A 16,848-nucleotide genomic window follows, 5' to 3' on the forward strand; every position below is an offset into this window, starting at 1 on the left:
GGGGCCATTCTCCACACCCGCCGCCGGAGCGAGACGTCAGCGTGCGCCGAGCGAGCGCCAGTAGGCGTTGAGCGCGCCATTGGTCTTGATGAACCACACGAACGGTCCGACGAGGATGAACATGCCGGGGAAGTACCAGAGGCCGGTCACGGCGCTCACCGGCCGCTTCTGGCCGCGACGCTCGTAGAGTCCGCCGACCTCGTTGGAGGTGACGTACGGCATGACGATGCCGACGAAGATCGTCAGCAGGAGTGCGATGCCGCCACCGAGTCCCTGCTGGGAGTGGCGCTTCATCTCCTCGTGGGTCTTGTACCACCAGTACAGCTGGTAGAAGCCGAGCGTGACGATCGTCAGCAGCATGCAGACGCCGGTCGAACGCACCTTGCCGAGCGGGCCCGCCGCCGGCGGGTACGGCGCCACCGCCGCGTGCTGCGGGGCAAGAGGCGCGCCGGGGTACGGCGTCGAGGGGGCGGGCAGGTGTGAGATCTCGTGGGAGTTCGCAGGTGCGGGCGGCAGGGTCGAGTCAGTCATCGGTGTCCTTGGGGTGGGGAGTCTTAGGGGAGTCCAAGCCGGAAGGTAGCGGATGGCGGCGACACCTGGGCCCGATTCGAAGATTCGTCTCGCTGCAAGCCGCTTGACTTTAATTCACGACTCGTACTAAACAGGGGGACGTGGCTCACACCATCGTCGGGATCGACTCCTCCACCACCGCGACCAAGGCGCTCCTCGTGGACGCGCTCGACGGCCGCGTGCTCGACCGGCGCGTCGTCCGGCACCCCGAGGGGACGGCCGTCGACCCTCGCCACTGGCTGAAGGCGTGCGACGACGCGGTCGGCGACTGGCTGTCCGACGCGAACGCAGTCGCCGTCGCGGGGCAGCAGCACGGCATGGTCGCGCTCGACGAGGACGGCGACCCGGTCCACGACGCGCTGCTGTGGAACGACACCCGCTCCGCCGACGCGGCGCACGACCTCGTCGACGAGATGGGCGGTCCCCAGGCCTGCGCCGATGCGGTCGGCAGCGTCCTTGTCGCATCGTTCACCGCGACGAAGCTGCGGTGGCTGCGCGACCACCGGCCCGAGGCGGCGGCGCGTACCGCGCAGGTGCTGCTGCCGCACGACTACGTGTCGTGGCACCTCACCGGACGCCGTACGCAGGCGTTCACCGATCGCGGCGACGCGTCGGGCACCGGCTACTTCGACGCCCGCAGCGGCGCGTGGCGCGACGACCTCGCCGAGCGCGCTCTCGGGCGTCCCGTCGCGTTGCCCCGGATCGTGACCGACGGCGCGGCGGCGTACGAGCACGAGTCAGGACTCGTGGTCACGGGTGGCACCGGCGACAACATGGGCGCCGCGCTCGGGCTCGGCCTCCGCCCCGGCGACGTCGCCGTGTCGATCGGCACCTCGGGGGTCGCGAGCGCCGTGTCGGCCTCGCCGGTCGCCGACGGTACGGGGGCGGTGACGGGCTTCGCCGACGCGACCGGCCGTTATCTGCCGATGGTCACCACGATGAACGCTGCCGGGATCCTCGACCTGCAGGCCCGGCTGCTCGGCGTCGACCACGCCGAGCTCGGTCGGCTCGCGCTCGCCTCGTCGCCGGGCGCGGGCGGGCTCGTCGTCTCGCCCTACTACGGCGGCGAGCGCACCCCCAACCGCCCGCGGGCCACCGGTGTCTGGTCCGGCCTGACGCCGGCCACGACTCGCGAGGACCTCGCGCGAGCCGTCGTCGAGGCGATGCTGTGCTCGCTCGCCGACGCCGTCGACCTCCTGCGCGAGCGTGTCGGAGGCATCGACGGGCGGATCCTCCTCATCGGCGGCGCCACCGCCAACCCCGCCGTACGCGCCCTCGCCCCAGCGGTCCTCGGCGGTCCGGTCCACGTCCCCGAGCCTGCCGAGTACGTCGCGCTCGGCGCCGCTCGCCAGGCTGCCTGGGCGTGCAGCGGCCAGGCCGAGCCGCCCGACTGGGACGCCCGCGGCACCGAGGTGCTCGAGGCCGACCCGACCCCCGCCGTACGCGAGACCTATGCCCTTCTCCGCGACCGCACGGCCGCGTGGGACTGACCGCACCACCCGAGAGGACACCATGACGATCCCCAAGCCCACCCCGGCAGACAAGTTCTCGTTCGGTCTGTGGACCGTGGCCTATCCAGGGCGCGACCCCTTCGGGGAGCCGACCCGCGGTGAGATGGACCCGGTCCACGCGCTCGAGAAGCTCGCCGGGCTGGGCGCGTACGGCGTGAACTTCCACGACGACGACCTGATCCCGTTCGGGTCCGACGACGACACCCGCGCCCGCATCGTCGAACGCTGGAAGAAGGGTCTGGCCGACACCGGCCTCGTCGTCACCACGGCCACGACCAACCTCTTCACCCACCCCGTCTTCAAGGACGGCGGCTTCACGTCGAACGACCGGGACGTACGCCGGTTCGCGATCCGCAAGGTGATGCGCAACATCGACCTCGCGGCCGAGCTGGGTGCGAAGGTCTACGTCTGCTGGGGCGGCCGCGAGGGGGCCGAGTCCGGTGCGGCGAAGGACGTCGCCGCGGCGCTGGACCGTTATCGCGAGGCGTTCGACGTGCTCGGCGAGTTCGTCCACGACCGGGGGTACGACCTGCGGTTCGCGATCGAGCCGAAGCCCAACGAGCCGCGCGGCGACATCCTCCTCCCGACGATCGGCCACGCCCTCGCGTTCATCGAGACCCTCGAGCGCTCCGAGAACGTCGGCGTGAACCCGGAGGTGGGGCACGAGGAGATGGCCGGCATGAATGCGGCGCACGGCTACGCCCAGGCGATGTGGCACGACAAGCTCTTCCACATCGACCTCAACGGCCAGCACGGCCCGCGCTACGACCAGGACCTGCGGTTCGGCGCCGGCAACGCGCGCGGCGCGTTCTGGGTCGTCGACGCGCTCGAGTCCGGTGGCTACGACGGGCCCGTCCACTTCGACTTCAAGACGCCGCGCACCGAGGACGAGGAGGGCGTGTGGGTGGCCGCAGCCGCATGCATGACGAACTACCTCGTGCTGCGTGACAAGGTGCGGGCGTTCCGTGCCGATCCCGAGGTGCAGGAGGCGCTCGCTGCCGCCCGCCTGCCGGAGCTGGCGGTCCCGACGCTCGACGAGGGCGAGGGGTGGCGCGAGCTCGAGCAGGCCGAGCTGGCCGACCCGGACCAGCTCGCCGCGCGTGGGGCGGCGTTCGAGCACCTCGACCAGCTCGCGCTCCAGCACCTGTACGGGGTGCGCGGGTGACCCTCGTCGCGACCGAGGACCTCCGCCGCCAGAACACCGCGACGGTGCTGCGGAGCCTGCGGCACGACGGTCCGGCGACGCGGACGGAGCTCGCGCGCCGTACCGGACTGGCGAAGGCGACCGTCGGCACGATCGTCGGGGCGCTGGTCGACGGCGGCCATGTCAGCGAGGCCGACGCCGTCGCCGCGGCGCGGGGGCGTCCGGGCCGACCGCTCGTCCTGACCGGCAGCACGCTCGTCGGTCTCGGGCTCGAGGTCAACGTCGACTACGTGTCGTCGGTCGCCGTCGACCTCGGCGGCACGGTGCGCCTCGAGCGCACCGTGCCGGTCGAGGACCGCGACCCGTACGAGGTCGTGGTCGCCGCCGCACGCGAGTCCGCCGACCTCATGTCCGGCATGGGGACCCGCGTCGTCGGCGCCACGGTCGCGGTCCCGGGCCTGGTGGACCGGCAGAACGGGATCGTCGCGATGGCCCCTAACCTCGGTTGGCGCGGCCGCACCGTCGCCGACGACCTCGGTGCGGCGACGGGTCTGCCGGTCGCGGTCGAGAACGACGCGAACTGCGCCGCCCTGGCAGAGGCACGGCGCGGCGCCACCATCGGGCTCGACCAGTCCGTCTACGTCACCGGCACGGTCGGCATCGGTGCCGGGGTGATCAGCGGTGGCGCGATCGTACGAGGCACCTCCGGGTTCGCGGGGGAGGTCGGCCACATCCCGCTCGGCGACCCCGCCGCGCGGTGCGGCTGCGGCCGACGCGGGTGCTGGGAGGCGTCGGTCGGTCTGCGCGCCCTGTTGTCGGCCGTGGGGGTCGCCGAGGACGGCACCCCGCTCGAGGCGGCCGAGGCGGTCTCGCGGCGGGCCGCGTCCGACGCGAGCACGGCGGAGATCCTCGACGGCATCGGGGTGCTGCTCGGCAAGGGGGTGGCCACGATGGCGAACATCCTCAACCCCGACGCCGTCGTCCTCGGTGGCTACTTCGTCCCGCTGGCGCCGTACCTGATGCCCGCGACCGTGCGCGAAATCGAGGCGCACGTGACGTCCGCGCCGTACGCCTCGATCGACGTACGCCTCAGCACCCTCGGGCTGCGGGCGGCAGCGACGGGAGCGGCCGAGGAGGCGTTGACGCAGGTGCTCAGTGGAGCGACGGCGGTCTGACGGCGGCTCAGGCGCTGGCGCGGCTGCGGCGCTCGACGAGCCCGTCGACGGAGCGCGGCGACAGAACCTCTTCGATCACCATCGCGGCGGCACCGAGCACGGCCTCGCGCCCGCGCATCGACGAGCTGACGATCCGCAGCTGGTGCGTGGCCAGCGGGAGCGAGCGCTGGTAGACGACCTCGCGGATCCCTGCGAGCAGGTATTCGCCGGTCGCGGCGAGGGAGCCCCCGATGACGACCACCGACGGGTTGAGCAGGCTGACGCACGTCGCGAGGACGCTGCCGATCGCGCGTCCGGCCTCGCGTACGGCACGGACCGCCTCGACCTCACCCCGCTCGACGGCGTCGACCACGTCCTGGGGGGTTGCCACCCCGATGTCGAGGTCCGCGAGCTGCTTGGCGATCGCGGGACCGGCCGCCACCGCCTCGAGGCAGCCGAGGTTGCCGCACCGGCACGCCACGTCCTCGCCCTTGCCGCTGACCTGGACGTGGCCGAGGTCGCCCGCGGTCCCGAGCGCACCGCGGACCAGACGGCGGTTGGAGATGATGCCCGACCCGATGCCGGTCGCGACCTTGACGAAGAGCAGGTCGTCGGTCTCCGGCCAGTGCGCCGTGTGCTCGCCGAGCGCCATCACGTTGACGTCGTTGTCGACGAGGACGGGGACGGGGAACGACGTGCTCAGGTAGCCGGGGATGTCGAAGTCGTGCCACCCGGGCATGATCGGCGGGTTCGCGGGGCGTCCGGTGGAGTGCTCGACGGGTCCGGGGGCGCCGACGCCGATGCCGGCCAGCGACTCCGGGGTCAGGCCGTGCGCCACCAGGAGGCTCTCGCCGAGGTCGACGACGCGGTCGAGCACCGGCTGCGGTCCTTCGGTGATGTCGCTCGCGACACTCACCTCGTCGAGGATCTCGCCGGCGAGGTCGGTGAGCGCCACGGTCGCGTGGCTGGCGCCGAGGTCGACGGCGAGCACGGCGAACGAGCTGGTGTTCATCGCGAAGCGCGCGGGAGGTCGGCCGCCGGTGGAGGCTGCTTCCCCGACGGGGACGAGGAGGCCGGTCGCCAGCAGGAGGTCGAGCCGCGCCGAGACGGTCGACCGCGCGAGCGAGGTGGCCTCGGCGATCTCCGCCTTCGTCCGTGGGCGCCCGTCCCGCATCAGCTGGAACACCTCGCTGGCTGCAGTCGCCGAGCTCGCCTGCGGCACGAACGGATCCATGGGGACGAGTCTCCCACGTGAACTTCTGGAGTCAAGTCCAACATAAGTATGTCGACGTTCGTCTGACTTTTGCTTGACGATCGACATTGCCTGTGACTAGCATCACGCCCATGCCAGGCCCATTGCTCCAGCTGACGGGCATCGTCAAAGAGTTCCCCGGTGTGCGGGCGCTCGACGGTGTCGACCTCGTGGTCCGCGCCGGAGAGGTCCACTGCCTCCTCGGCCAGAACGGCGCGGGCAAGTCGACCCTGATCAAGGTCCTCGCCGGTGCCTACAACCCGGACGCAGGCGAGATCGTCATGGACGGCGAGCCCGTGACCTTCAGCGATCCGCAGGCCGCCCTCGGCGCCGGCATCGCGACGATCTACCAGGAGCTCGACCTGGTCGACGGGCTCAGCGTCACCGACAACATCTTCCTCGGCCACGAGAAGAGCCGGTTCGGCTTCGCGCGGGTCGGCGAGGCGAACCGCGCGGCACGCGAGCTGCTCAACTCCCTCGGTCACCCCGAGATCCGGCCGTCGCGCGAGACCGGCAGCCTCTCTGCCGCCGGCAAGCAGATCGTCTCGATGGCCAGGGCGCTCTCCCGCCAGGCGCAGGTGATCGTGATGGACGAGCCGTCGGCCGTGCTCGACCCCGACGAGGTCGACGGCCTGTTCCGCGTCATCGAGGATCTTCGGGCGCGCGGCAAGGCGATCATCTACATCTCGCACCGGTTGGAGGAGATCCGCCGGATCGGCGACCGGCTCACCGTGCTCAAGGACGGCCGCACCGTCGCGTCCGACCTCTCGGCGCGCGAGACACCGACCGCAGAGCTGATCTCACTGATGACCGGGCGTGAGATCTCCGCCGAGTACCCCCGCCGTACGACCCCGCTGCCCGACGTCGCTCCGCTGCTCGTGGTCGAGGGGCTGGGACGCGACGGAGAGTTCGAGGACGTCTCCTTCGAGGTGCGCCCGGGAGAGATCGTCGGGTTCGCCGGGCTCGTCGGCGCCGGCCGCAGCGAGATCGTCGAGACCGTCTACGGCGCACGGCGTGCCGACCACGGTTCCGTCACCGTAGACGGTCGCCGGCTCCGCCGCGGGTCGGTCGACTCGGCCGTCGCCGCGGGCATCGGGCTCTGTCCTGAGGAGCGCAAGTCCCAGGGCCTGGTCCTCGACGAGGCGGTCTACCGCAACATCTCGCTCGCCAGCCTGCCCCGCTTCTCGAGGATGGGGGCGACCCGCGACTCCGCGGAGCGCTCCGCCGCGGCGGAGGTGGCACGGACGGTCGACGTCCGACCGGCCGACCCGGACCGCGTCACGCGCACACTCTCGGGCGGCAACCAGCAGAAGGTCGTCCTGGCCCGTTGGTTGCTGCGATCGTGCCGCGTGCTGCTGCTCGACGAGCCGACCCGTGGCGTCGACGTCGGGGCGCGCAGCGAGATCTACGCGCTCATCCGCCGGCTCGCCGACGAGGGGGTCGCCGTCGTCGTCGTGTCCAGCGACATCGAGGAGGTCCTCGGCCTCTCGGACCGCGCGATGGTCGTCGCCGACGGTCGCATCGTCCACTCGGCGCCTGCCGACCAGCTCGACGCACACACCGTGCTCGACCGGGTGCTCGCCACCCACGAAACATCCAGCCACGACACGAAAGGTGACGCCGCGTGAGTACCTCATCGGTGGCGGGAAGCACCCAGCAGACGACTGCGACGCCTGAAAGGACGCGGTCCCTCGGGATCGCGCGCAACCTCGGGCTCGTGGTGGCGCTGGTGGTGCTCTGCGTCGTCGGCCTGATCACTGCCGGCGACCGCTTCGCGAGCAGCAACAACATCATCACGATCCTCAGCCTCGCGTCGGCGATCGGCGTGGTCGCGATCGGCATGACCTTCGTCATCACCGGCGGCGGCATCGACCTCTCGGTCGGCGCGATCGTCGCTCTGTCTTCGGTCTGGGCGTCCACCACGGGCACCCAGGCGATGGCCGAGAGCGTCGGCTGGATCGTGATCGTCACGACCGCGATCGGGGTCGGCATCGCCTGCGGCCTCATCAACGGGCTGCTCATCGCGTACGGCAAGATCGTCCCGTTCATCGCGACGTTGGCGATGCTCGCCAGCGCCCGCGGGCTCGCCGAGATCATCGCCGACCGCAAGACTCAGATCATCCGCGACCAGGCGTTCAAGGACGCCCTCGGTGCGCGTCCGCTCGGCATCCCCGTGATCGTCTACATCTTCGCGGTGGTCGTCGTGCTCGGCTGGTTCCTCCTGAACCGCACCACCTTCGGCCGGCGCACCTTCGCGGTCGGCGGCAACACCGAGGCGGCCCGTCTCGCGGGCATCAAGGTCCAGCGCCACACCGTCTACCTGTACGCCCTGCTCGGCGCCACCTGCGGCCTCGCCGCGGTGATGCTCATGTCACGCACGCAGACCGGTTCGTCGACCCACGGCCTGATGTGGGAGCTCGACGCGATCGCCGCGGTCGTGATCGGCGGCACGCTGCTCAGCGGCGGCCGCGGCACCGTGACCGGCACGCTGTTCGGCGTGCTGATCTTCACCACCCTCACCAATGTCTTCACGCTCAACAACTTGTCGACGTCCGTCCAGGCCGTCGCCAAGGGCGTGATCATCGTCGTCGCAGTGCTCCTCCAGCAGCGACTGGCGAACCGCAGCACCTAACTCACCGAGGAGACGGCATGTCCACCACCACCCCGCGCCGGCGGCTGATCGCGATCGCCGGACTGATCGCAGCAGTGCCTCTCGCACTCACCGCCTGCACCAACAGCTCAGACGACGGCGACGACACCTCCAACGCTTCCAACACCGGCTCCGGCGACAACGCGGAGGCCGGGGACACCGTACGCATCGGTTTCTCCGCACCTGCAGCCGACCACGGCTGGATGGGCGCGATCACCTCCGCGGCCGTCGACCAGGCCGACGCGTTCGAGGACGTGGAGCTGATCAACGCCGAGGGCACCAACGACGTCAACCTGCAGATCTCGCAGGTGGAGACCTTCATCAACGACGAGGTCGACGCCATCGTGCTGCTGCCGTTCGACGGCGCGGCCATGACCGACGTCGCCACCCGGGCGATGGAGGCCGGCATCCCGGTGATCAACGTCGATCGCGAGTTCGACTCGCCGTTCGCGGCCCGTTCGACCGTCCTCGGTGACAACTACGGCATGGGCGTCTCCGCCGGTCGCTTCATCTGCGAGCAGGCCGACGGCAACACCGACGCCGTCGTGGCCGAGATCGCGGGCATCGACTCGCTCCCGCTGACGCAGGACCGTTCGCGCGGGTTCTCCGACGCGCTGAAGGACTGCGGTCTCAAGGTCTCCAACCGGGTCGCCGCCGAGTTCACGGTGGAGTCCGGTGAGCGTGCGGCAGCCAACCTGCTCCAGGCCGCCCCCAAGATCGACTACCTCTGGAACCACGACGACGACCAGGGTGTCGGCGTCATGGCGGCGATCGAGAACGCGGGTCGTGACGAGTTCGTCATGGTCGGCGGCGCCGGCTCGGCCAACGTGATGCGCATGATCGAGGCGGACGACACCGTCCTCAAGGCGACGGTCATCTACCCGTCGACGCAGGGTGCTGACGGCATCAAGCTCGCGCGCCTCATCGCCCAGGGCAAGTCGATGTCGGACCTTGCCGAGGTGGAGGTCCCGCGCGTGATCCAGCTGTCCGCGCCGATCGTCACCAAGGAGAACGTCGACCAGTACATGGACTCGGCCTTCGAGTCCTGATCGACGGCGGTGCGCCCCGCTCCGACTCCTGCGGGCGGGGCGCACCGCAACCCAGCGCAGACGCCCCCCTCGGACCGAAGGAATCCCATGTCAGACACGTCTCGCGAGCTCCGCGTCGGCCAGGTGGGCTACGCCTTCATGGGTGCCGCGCACTCCCAGGCCTGGCGCACCGCTCCGTCGTTCTTCGACCTCCCCCTCAAGCCCCGGCTCACCGCCCTGTGTGGTCGAGACGCGTCCGCGGCAGGCGTCGTGGCCGAGCGCTTCGGCTGGGAGTCGGTCGAGACGGACTGGCACGCATTGATCGAGCGCGACGACATCGACCTGATCGACATCTGCACCCCGGGCAGCACACACGTCGAGATCGCCGTCGCCGCCCTGCGCGCCGGCAAGCACGTGCTCTGCGAGAAGCCGCTCGCCAACACGGTGGAGGAGGCGGAGCAGATGGCGGCCGCCGCTGCCGAGGCCGCGACCCACGGCGTCTTCGCGATGGTCGGCTTCACCTACCGCCGTACGCCGGCCCTGTCGCTGGCCCGCCAGCTCGTACGCGCGGGGAGGCTCGGCACGATCCGCCACGTCCGCGCGCACTACCTGCAGGACTGGCTGGTGGACCCCGACAGTCCGTTGACGTGGCGCCTCGACAAGTCGCTCGCCGGGTCCGGCGCGCTGGGTGACATCGGCGCGCACATCGTCGACGCCGCGCAGTTCATCACCGACTCCTGGATCACCTCCGTCAGCGGCGTGATGCAGACCTTCGTCGACAGCCGCCCGATCGCCGGGGAGCACAGCACGCTCGGCGGCAGTGGCGCCGCGAACGGTGAGCGCGGGCCGGTCACGGTCGACGATGCCGCGGCCTTCACCGCCCGCTTCGACAACGGCGCCCTCGGCATCTTCGAGGCGACCCGCTTCGCCACCGGCCGCAAGAACGCCCTCCGGATCGAGATCAGCGGGTCGGGCGGGGCGCTCGCGTTCGACTTCGAGGAGATGAACATCCTCAACCTGTACGACGCGTCGGAGCCTGCCGAGACGGCCGGTTTCCGCCGCATCGTCGTCACGGAACCGAGCCACCCGTACGCCGCCGCCTGGTGGCCCCCCGGTCACGGACTCGGCTACGAGCACGGCTTCACGCACCAGGTCGTCGACATCGTGAACGCCATCGCGTCCGGTGAGCAGCCGACTCCGTCCTTCGCCGACGGACTGGCTGTGCAGCGTGTGCTCGCCGCTGTGGAGGCGAGCTCCGACGACGACTCCCGTCAGCAGAAGGTCCCCCACGACTCAGCACCCGTTGGCGCGGGCACGCCCGCGACCCCCCAAGGAGAGGCATCATGACGCGACCGATCACGCTCTTCACCGGCCAGTGGGCCGATCTTCCGTTCGAGGAGGTGGCACGTCTTGCCGCCGGATGGGGCTACGACGGGCTCGAGATCGCGTGCTGGGGGGACCACTTCGACCCGTGGGCTGCCGTGGAGGAGGACGGCTACGTCCAGGCGAAGCTCGACCTGCTCGACCAGTACGGCCTGAAGGTCTACGCGATCTCCAACCACCTCAAGGGCCAGGCGGTCTGCGACGACCCGATCGACCAGCGGCACCGCGACATCCTTCCCGACCGCATCTGGGGGGACGGCGACCCCGAAGGCGTACGCCAGCGTGCCGCCGAGGAGATGAAGAACACCGCCCGTGCTGCACGGCTGCTCGGGGTCGACACCGTTGTCGGCTTCACGGGCTCGTCGATCTGGAAGTACGTCGCGATGTTCCCGCCGGCATCGGAGGCGATGGTCGACGCCGGCTACGAGGACTTCGCGACCCGCTGGAACCCGATCCTCGACGTCTTCGACGAGGAGGGCGTGCGGTTCGCGCACGAGGTGCACCCGAGCGAGATCGCGTACGACTACTGGACCACCGTGCGGACGCTCGAGGCCATCGGTCACCGCGAGGCGTTCGGGCTCAACTGGGACCCGTCGCACTTCGTGTGGCAGGACCTCGACCCGCTCGGCTTCCTCTGGGACTTCAAGGACCGGATCTACCACGTCGACTGCAAGGACGCGAAGAAGCAGGTCGGCAACGGTCGCAACGGGCGGCTCGGCTCGCACCTGCCCTGGGCGGATCCGCGCCGCGGCTGGGACTTCGTCTCCACGGGACGCGGTGACGTCCCGTGGGAGGCGTGCTTCCGCATGCTCAACACGATCGGCTACGACGGCCCGGTGTCGATCGAGTGGGAGGACGCCGGCATGGACCGTCTCCTTGGTGCGCCCGAGGCGTTGGCGTTCGTGAAGGCCAACCTGTTCGACGCTCCCGAGGCGGCGTTCGACGCGGCGTTCAGCACCAAGGACTGACGCCGCGAGCGGGACGTCGATCCATGTCCTTCTGATCGAACGCGGTCGCCGGCACGCGATACTCCGTCCATGATCGACCAGCTTCGTACCAAGGTCCTGCCGCCGTCGCAGCGTCGTACGCTCGAGGAGCTGACGCTCGAGCTCGACCCGGGTGCCGGCGACGTCGCGTCCAAGAGCTCGGCGTTCTGGACGATGCTGGTGCTCTCCGGCGTGATCGCCTCGGCGGGTGTGCTCGCCGACTCGACCGCGACGGTGATCGGGGCCATGATCATCGCTCCGCTCTCCACGCCGATCATGGGCACTGCGCTCGCGATCGTGAAGCGGCAGCCGACACGGGCGCTCATCCTGGTCGCCGCGGGATCAGCAGTGGTGGTGGTCATCGGACTGCTCTTCTCGTTCTTCCTTCCCGGCTCTTACGACGTCCACGAGAACGGCCAGATCATCGGGCGCACCTCGCCGGACGTGCTCGACCTGATCGCGGCGGTGGCGACCGGACTCGCAGGAGCGGTCGGGCTCGCCCGCCGCGACGTCGCGGCCGTCCTCCCGGGGGTGGCCATTGCGATCTCCCTCGTGCCGCCGCTGGCCGTGGTCGGGGTCTGCCTCGGCCTGGGAGACGTGGAGCTCGCGATCGGTGCGTTGCTCCTCTTCCTCTCGAACCTGCTCGCGCTGGTGCTCGCCGGGACGTTGGTGTTCGCTGCGCTCGGCTACGCGGCAGACTCGCTCGACAGCGCCCGGCGCTCGGCGCGCAAGACCCGGGTCACGCTCACCGTCCTGGTCGTCGCCGTGACGGTCCCGCTCGTCGTCAACACGATCGTCACGATCGTCCTCGCGAACTGGGCCGGTCGGGTCGAGAGCGTCGCAGAGGAGTGGATCTCGCAGGTCGACGGTGCCGCCGTGACACAGGTCGAGACCCGGTCCCGCGTGTTCGTCGTCCACGTCCGCGCGGCCGGCGAGCTGCCACCCGCCGACGACCTGCTGGCTGGGCTCGAAGGGGAGGTTCCGGACGGTGCGAAGGTCAGCGTCGTGACGACCCAGGGCGAGGAGATCGAGGCGGGCGTCGTCGGAGACTGACACAGCGACGCCCCGGCGGGAGGTGCCGGGGCGTCGCTGTCCGGAGGGGGAACCAGCTTGGAGGTCAGGCCGGGCAGGTGTTGCGGTACTCCGACAGCTGCGACGACACGGTCGAGGGCAGCGGGCACAGGATCGACGAGTAGCGCGTGTCGGTGTCGAGGTAGCGCTTGAGCCAGCTGATCATGACAGCGCCCTGGTCGTTCGGGTTGGTGTTCGCGGCCAGGTGGGACTCGTTGTCGAGCTCGGCGTAGGCCCTCTCGGGCGCTCCGGTGAGCGTGGCGTAGAAGCGCTCCGCGTGCGAGCCGACCGCAGCGATGGTGTCGGACTCGGCGCCGATGATCATGGTCGGGATGTCGATGCCGCTCCAGGTCTTGTCGGTGTGCCAGGGCTGCAGCGCGACCGCGGCCTTGACGTTCGACCCACCGTTCTCAGCGGCGTACAGCGTGCCGCCGCCTCCCATCGAGTGGCCGGCGACCGCGACACGGGAGGCGTCGAGCCGGGTGCGGACCGAGCTGCGCTCCGTGAGGTAGTCGACGCCCGCGAGGATCTGGCGGCCGCGGCTGTCGGGCTGGTCCAGGGTGCTGTTCGTGTCGATCACCAGGACGACGAAGCCGTGGGACGCCACGCGACGCGCGAGCCCGGAGTACTGGCTGGCCCGCGCCGTGAAGCCGGGGGAGAAGACGACGGCTCCGTAGCCGCTGCCGGTCGACGGGTAGTAGATTTCGCCGCCGCCGAACCCGCTGGCGGACAGGCTCGAGACCGACGTGGTGCTCACGCCGTACGTGCCGTTGGCGAGGATGTTCGTCGCCGTGGGGGCGGGCCCGTTCTCGACCGCGTTCGCCGCTGGTGCGGTGACGCCGACGAAGGGGAGGGACACGACCGCGAGGACACCCACGATCCTGACCGCGAGATGCTTCAACATGCTCGTTCTCCTTCTCGATTCGGCGGCTCCGAGAACCCCTCGACGGTCGAGGTCGCCGCTCGGTGGAAGGGGACGTTAACGGGCCTGTTACAGACCGCGCAACAAACCCGTAGGACTTTTTGTCACGCCCGGTTACTTGGTGACTAAGCGCTTGCTTAGCGAAGTGTGATGCGAAGAATCTCCGGCTGAAGTAGCGATTTACCGAACACTGTTATGCCGGGGAATTGAGACGCCGTGGGTTGTCCGGGTGGGTTCCGAGCGAATGTGAGACCGGTCACTTTCGCCCAGCGGACGCTGTTCCGTCGCGGCGGCACTCCGAGCGCCGTTTGACCCCGCAGGCGCCGGGTACTTCCTCCGCGACGAAGGGAGCGGTTCGTGCGCGTCGTGGTGACAGGGGCCAGTGGGAACGTGGGCAGCGCGCTGCTGCGCGAGCTCGCCAGCCGCGGCCACGACCTCGTCGGAGTCGCACGCCGTACCCCCGACCTCCCGCACGACCCGCAGGAGGGGTCGGTCCGCTGGCACGCCGCAGACGTGGCCGAGGACCTGCTCGACCCGTTGTTCGAAGGCTGCGACGCTCTCGTCCACCTGGCCTGGATGTTCCAGCCGACCCATGACCCCGACACCACCTGGCGCGCGAATGCGATCGGCACCCGCCGCGTCCTTCAGGCGGCAGCGCGCACCAAGGTGCCGGTGGTCGTCTGCGCCTCGTCGGTCGCCGCCTACTCTCCTGCCGAGGACGACCACCCCGTCGACGAGGACTGGCCTACCGACGGTCCCTCGCCTGCGTCGTACTGCCGCGAGAAGGCGTACGTGGAGCGACTCCTCGATGCGTTCGGGGCCCAGCGGCCCGACGTACGGGTCGTACGCGTCCGCCCTGCCTTCGTCTTCCAACGCTCGGCTGCGTCCGAGCAGCGGCGGATCTTCGGTGCGCCGGCGCTGCGGCCTTGGATGCTCGACCGGAGGTTGCTGCCCGTCGTCCCGATCCCCCGCGGGCTCCGCCTGCAGGCGGTTCACGCCGGCGACCTCGCCCGGGCGTACGCGGAGACGGTCGAGCGACCCGTCCACGGCGCGTTCAACGTGGCCGCCGACGACCTGCTGCGACGGGACGACCTCGGGCGGATCCTCGACGCCAAGCCGTTCGACGTCCCGGCCCGCCTCGTCCGCGGCGGCATCGAGGCGGCGTGGCGGGTGCGGCTGGTCGGAGCGCCAGGTGATCTCTTCGATGCGCTGCTCCGCATCCCCGTCCTCGGGACGGCGCGGGCGAAGGCCGAGCTCGGATGGATGCCGCACCACTCCGCTGCTTCCGCCCTCGAGGCGATGCTGACCGGTGCGCGCGAGGGTGCGGGATCCGACCTGCCGCCGCTGGAGCCCGACGCCTCGTTCCCCTGACCAGCCGCATCAAGTGCGAAGGCCTGCCGCCATGCCTTCTCGGTACTCGGTGTAGCCGGGTCCCACGATCGCGAGCAGTGAGGCGAACCCTAGGAGCGTGGCCAGGTTCTGCCCGAAGGCGCCGCTCAAGAATCCCAGAGCCGATCCTGGTCCGATGTCAGGGTGCAGGATGCCGATCAGGCCGACGAGGAACACCAAGGCGAAGAGCAAGAACCAGGCCGAAGCGACGACGCGCGTGGCCGCCGTGGCCTTGACGAATGCGAGCGGATCCAGGCCGCGTCGTGACAAGCGCTGCGCCATGACGGAGCCCGAAACCATCGCTGCTGTGCTCGCATACGACGCAAAGGCAGTTCGAGCGGCCCCATCGACTGCACTGAGAATCCCCGACGTGCACAGGCTCACGACGCTGCAGAACCAGAAGAAGCGCATCCATCGGCCGAGAGGCCTCGGGCGTACGGGGCGCTTACCCATGGCATGACTGTAAGGCGGACAGACCCGGAGTGCCCGCGGCGGAGCGACCGTGTCGCCGTCCACGGGCAGCGCGCCAGATCGGATGCGGCATACTGACCGCCAGGAATCAGGGCCTCTAGCTCAACTGGCAGAGCAGCGGACTTTTAATCCGCGGGTTGTGGGTTCGATCCCCACGGGGCCCACCTGGAGGTCGTGGCTCACGACGTCGCTGCGCGGAGCGGTTTCCGGTTCCCAGCCCCGGATACGCGACGGATGTCGTCGTCCCGCGCCCCAATCGCGGGCCATCGGCGAGCCGTGGCGCGCGATCGGGACCTGCATCAGTCGACTTTCCTCGGATTCGTCGATCCGCCCGACGCAACCTCCGCCGACCCCGTAACCTGAAGGTGAACTGCTGTTCGACGACGCGTGAAGGGAGACCGTGGTGGCATCGCCCGAACCCTTGGACGTCCGTCTGCGTGATCAGGATGTGCTCGACGAGATCGAGATGACCAGCAACCTGATGATTGCTGCGTCGGCCGCGTCGGAGCGCCTCAGCCAGCAGGTCGTCGATGAGATCCTCGGGGTTCGCCCGCGCCGCAACGTCGCCTGACGCTCCCCAAGCTTTAGTAAGCCCCGTCACAGTCACCCACGTGCACGCGTAGGGTGAGATGCGCATGGTTGGGACCCAGGACCTACCATTGATCCGGCCTTACCCACCCCCTGACGGGAGCTTGTCGTGCGGTTGAAATTCCGACCGACTGATACAACGTTCTACGACCTCTTCACCGAGCTCGCCGGCCACCTCGTGGACGGCGCGAACCTGCTCGCGAAGATGCTCGACGAGACGTCCGACCGAGACGCGATCGCGAAGCAGCTCAGCGAGGTCGAGCACGCCGCGGACGACGCGACACACGCCATCATCAACCGCGTGAACCAGACCTTCGTGACCCCGTTCGACCGCGAGGACATCTACAAGCTCGCAAGCAGTCTCGACGATGTCATGGACTTCATCGACGAGGCCGGCGACCTGGTCGTGCTCTATGACCTCGACGTGCTCCCGTCGCGGATGGCGTCGATGGTCGAGGTCATCCAGCGAGGCTGCGAGCTGACTGCCGAGGCCATGCCCCGGCTGCGGACCATGACCGACCTCTCCGAGTACTGGATCGAGATCAACCGCCTCGAGAACCAGGCCGACCGTGACTACCGCCGCATCCTCGCCAAGCTCTTCTCCGGTGAGTACAAGGCGCTCGAGGTCATGAAGCTCAAGGACGTCGTCGAGTCGCTCGAGGACGCCGTCGACGCACTCGAGTCCGTGGCCAACACGGTCGAGCAGATCGCAGTCAAGGAGTCCTGAGG

The 16,848-nt window shown here is 69.9% G+C and carries 16 protein-coding genes and 1 tRNA gene; 13 read left to right on the forward strand and 4 right to left on the reverse strand.

The genetic code is table 11. The features are described from left to right. Window positions 1–36: 36 nt before the first annotated feature. Window positions 37–531 (reverse strand): DUF4234 domain-containing protein, encoded by a 495-nt coding sequence (locus AB3M34_RS02845; RefSeq protein WP_370617569.1) that lies wholly within the window; start codon window positions 529–531, stop codon window positions 37–39. Between the two features lie 140 nt (window positions 532–671). Between AB3M34_RS02845 and xylB the strand changes: the two genes are divergently transcribed. The 3 genes from xylB to AB3M34_RS02860 are packed head-to-tail and all read left to right on the forward strand — an operon-like array spanning window position 672 to window position 4,400. Next, complete coding sequence (xylB, locus tag AB3M34_RS02850; protein ID WP_370617570.1) at window positions 672–2,060, forward strand: xylulokinase; 1,389 nt, start codon at window positions 672–674, stop codon at window positions 2,058–2,060. Window positions 2,061–2,082: 22 nt separating this feature from the next. After that, window positions 2,083–3,246 (forward strand): xylose isomerase, encoded by a 1,164-nt coding sequence (gene xylA, locus AB3M34_RS02855; protein WP_370617571.1) that lies wholly within the window; start codon window positions 2,083–2,085, stop codon window positions 3,244–3,246. Continuing rightward, window positions 3,243–4,400, forward strand: coding sequence for an ROK family protein (locus AB3M34_RS02860; RefSeq protein ID WP_370617572.1), 1,158 nt, complete (start codon window positions 3,243–3,245; stop codon window positions 4,398–4,400). The genes xylA and AB3M34_RS02860 overlap by 4 nt, the downstream gene beginning before the upstream one ends. 7 nt (window positions 4,401–4,407) lie before the next feature. On the opposite strand, the gene AB3M34_RS02865 is transcribed toward AB3M34_RS02860, so the two are convergent. Further along, window positions 4,408–5,613: an ROK family protein gene (locus tag AB3M34_RS02865; RefSeq protein ID WP_370617573.1), complete on the reverse strand. Its 1,206-nt coding sequence runs from the start codon at window positions 5,611–5,613 to the stop codon at window positions 4,408–4,410. Between the two features lie 110 nt (window positions 5,614–5,723). Between AB3M34_RS02865 and AB3M34_RS02870 the strand changes: the two genes are divergently transcribed. The 6 genes from AB3M34_RS02870 (at window position 5,724) to AB3M34_RS02895 (ending at window position 12,731) form a co-directional block, all read left to right on the forward strand. Next, window positions 5,724–7,259 (forward strand): sugar ABC transporter ATP-binding protein, encoded by a 1,536-nt coding sequence (locus AB3M34_RS02870; RefSeq protein WP_370617574.1) that lies wholly within the window; start codon window positions 5,724–5,726, stop codon window positions 7,257–7,259. After that, window positions 7,256–8,263 (forward strand): ABC transporter permease, encoded by a 1,008-nt coding sequence (locus AB3M34_RS02875; protein WP_370617575.1) that lies wholly within the window; start codon window positions 7,256–7,258, stop codon window positions 8,261–8,263. The genes AB3M34_RS02870 and AB3M34_RS02875 overlap by 4 nt, the downstream gene beginning before the upstream one ends. A 17-nt stretch (window positions 8,264–8,280) precedes the next feature. Next, window positions 8,281–9,330, forward strand: coding sequence for a substrate-binding domain-containing protein (locus tag AB3M34_RS02880; protein ID WP_370617576.1), 1,050 nt, complete (start codon window positions 8,281–8,283; stop codon window positions 9,328–9,330). A gap of 87 nt (window positions 9,331–9,417) precedes the next feature. Then, a complete protein-coding gene (locus AB3M34_RS02885; protein ID WP_370617578.1) occupies window positions 9,418–10,656 on the forward strand; it encodes a Gfo/Idh/MocA family protein in 1,239 nt (412 codons plus the stop codon). Beyond that, window positions 10,653–11,660, forward strand: coding sequence for a sugar phosphate isomerase/epimerase family protein (locus AB3M34_RS02890; protein WP_370617579.1), 1,008 nt, complete (start codon window positions 10,653–10,655; stop codon window positions 11,658–11,660). Before AB3M34_RS02885 ends, AB3M34_RS02890 begins: the two co-directional genes overlap by 4 nt. Window positions 11,661–11,729: 69 nt before the next feature. Beyond that, the gene (locus tag AB3M34_RS02895) at window positions 11,730–12,731 is read left to right on the forward strand and encodes a TIGR00341 family protein (RefSeq protein ID WP_370617580.1); all 1,002 of its coding nucleotides are present in this window, start codon (window positions 11,730–11,732) and stop codon (window positions 12,729–12,731) included. A 64-nt stretch (window positions 12,732–12,795) separates the two neighbouring features. Here AB3M34_RS02895 and AB3M34_RS02900 read toward each other — a convergent pair whose 3' ends face one another. Continuing rightward, entirely contained in the window at window positions 12,796–13,653 is an 858-nt protein-coding gene (locus AB3M34_RS02900) for an alpha/beta hydrolase family protein (RefSeq protein WP_370617581.1), read from the reverse strand. A gap of 375 nt (window positions 13,654–14,028) precedes the next feature. On the opposite strand from AB3M34_RS02900, the gene AB3M34_RS02905 reads away from it, so the two are divergent. After that, window positions 14,029–15,042: an NAD-dependent epimerase/dehydratase family protein gene (locus AB3M34_RS02905; RefSeq protein WP_370617582.1), complete on the forward strand. Its 1,014-nt coding sequence runs from the start codon at window positions 14,029–14,031 to the stop codon at window positions 15,040–15,042. Between the two features lie 9 nt (window positions 15,043–15,051). On the opposite strand, the gene AB3M34_RS02910 is transcribed toward AB3M34_RS02905, so the two are convergent. Further along, window positions 15,052–15,330 (reverse strand): hypothetical protein, encoded by a 279-nt coding sequence (locus tag AB3M34_RS02910; protein WP_370617583.1) that lies wholly within the window; start codon window positions 15,328–15,330, stop codon window positions 15,052–15,054. A 292-nt stretch (window positions 15,331–15,622) separates the two neighbouring features. Here AB3M34_RS02910 and AB3M34_RS02915 point away from each other — a divergent pair. The 3 genes from AB3M34_RS02915 to AB3M34_RS02925 all read left to right on the forward strand — a co-directional run bounded on the left by AB3M34_RS02915 (window position 15,623) and on the right by AB3M34_RS02925 (window position 16,846). Beyond that, window positions 15,623–15,695: transfer RNA gene (locus AB3M34_RS02915), tRNA-Lys, on the forward strand. Between the two features lie 239 nt (window positions 15,696–15,934). Beyond that, entirely contained in the window at window positions 15,935–16,102 is a 168-nt protein-coding gene (locus tag AB3M34_RS02920; RefSeq protein ID WP_370617584.1) for a hypothetical protein, read from the forward strand. Window positions 16,103–16,228: 126 nt separating this feature from the next. After that, the gene (locus AB3M34_RS02925) at window positions 16,229–16,846 is read left to right on the forward strand and encodes a DUF47 domain-containing protein (RefSeq protein WP_370617585.1); all 618 of its coding nucleotides are present in this window, start codon (window positions 16,229–16,231) and stop codon (window positions 16,844–16,846) included. Window positions 16,847–16,848: the final 2 nt, after the last annotated feature.

The sequence above is a fragment of the Mumia sp. Pv4-285 genome (assembly GCF_041320275.1).
Classification (GTDB): domain Bacteria; phylum Actinomycetota; class Actinomycetes; order Propionibacteriales; family Nocardioidaceae; genus Mumia; species Mumia qirimensis.

What these genes read in the sequence shown, in the direction of transcription:
- AB3M34_RS02900 (WP_370617581.1), bottom strand. Translation starts at nt 13,653, where the DNA reads ATGTTGAAGCATCTCGCGGTCAGGATCGTGGGTGTCCTCGCGGTCGTG.
- AB3M34_RS02880 (WP_370617576.1), top strand. Translation starts at nt 8,281, where the DNA reads ATGTCCACCACCACCCCGCGCCGGCGGCTGATCGCGATCGCCGGACTG.
- AB3M34_RS02895 (WP_370617580.1), top strand. Translation starts at nt 11,730, where the DNA reads ATGATCGACCAGCTTCGTACCAAGGTCCTGCCGCCGTCGCAGCGTCGT.
- AB3M34_RS02845 (WP_370617569.1), bottom strand. Translation starts at nt 531, where the DNA reads ATGACTGACTCGACCCTGCCGCCCGCACCTGCGAACTCCCACGAGATC.
- AB3M34_RS02870 (WP_370617574.1), top strand. Translation starts at nt 5,724, where the DNA reads ATGCCAGGCCCATTGCTCCAGCTGACGGGCATCGTCAAAGAGTTCCCC.
- AB3M34_RS02865 (WP_370617573.1), bottom strand. Translation starts at nt 5,613, where the DNA reads ATGGATCCGTTCGTGCCGCAGGCGAGCTCGGCGACTGCAGCCAGCGAG.
- xylA (WP_370617571.1), top strand. Translation starts at nt 2,083, where the DNA reads ATGACGATCCCCAAGCCCACCCCGGCAGACAAGTTCTCGTTCGGTCTG.
- AB3M34_RS02890 (WP_370617579.1), top strand. Translation starts at nt 10,653, where the DNA reads ATGACGCGACCGATCACGCTCTTCACCGGCCAGTGGGCCGATCTTCCG.
- AB3M34_RS02885 (WP_370617578.1), top strand. Translation starts at nt 9,418, where the DNA reads ATGTCAGACACGTCTCGCGAGCTCCGCGTCGGCCAGGTGGGCTACGCC.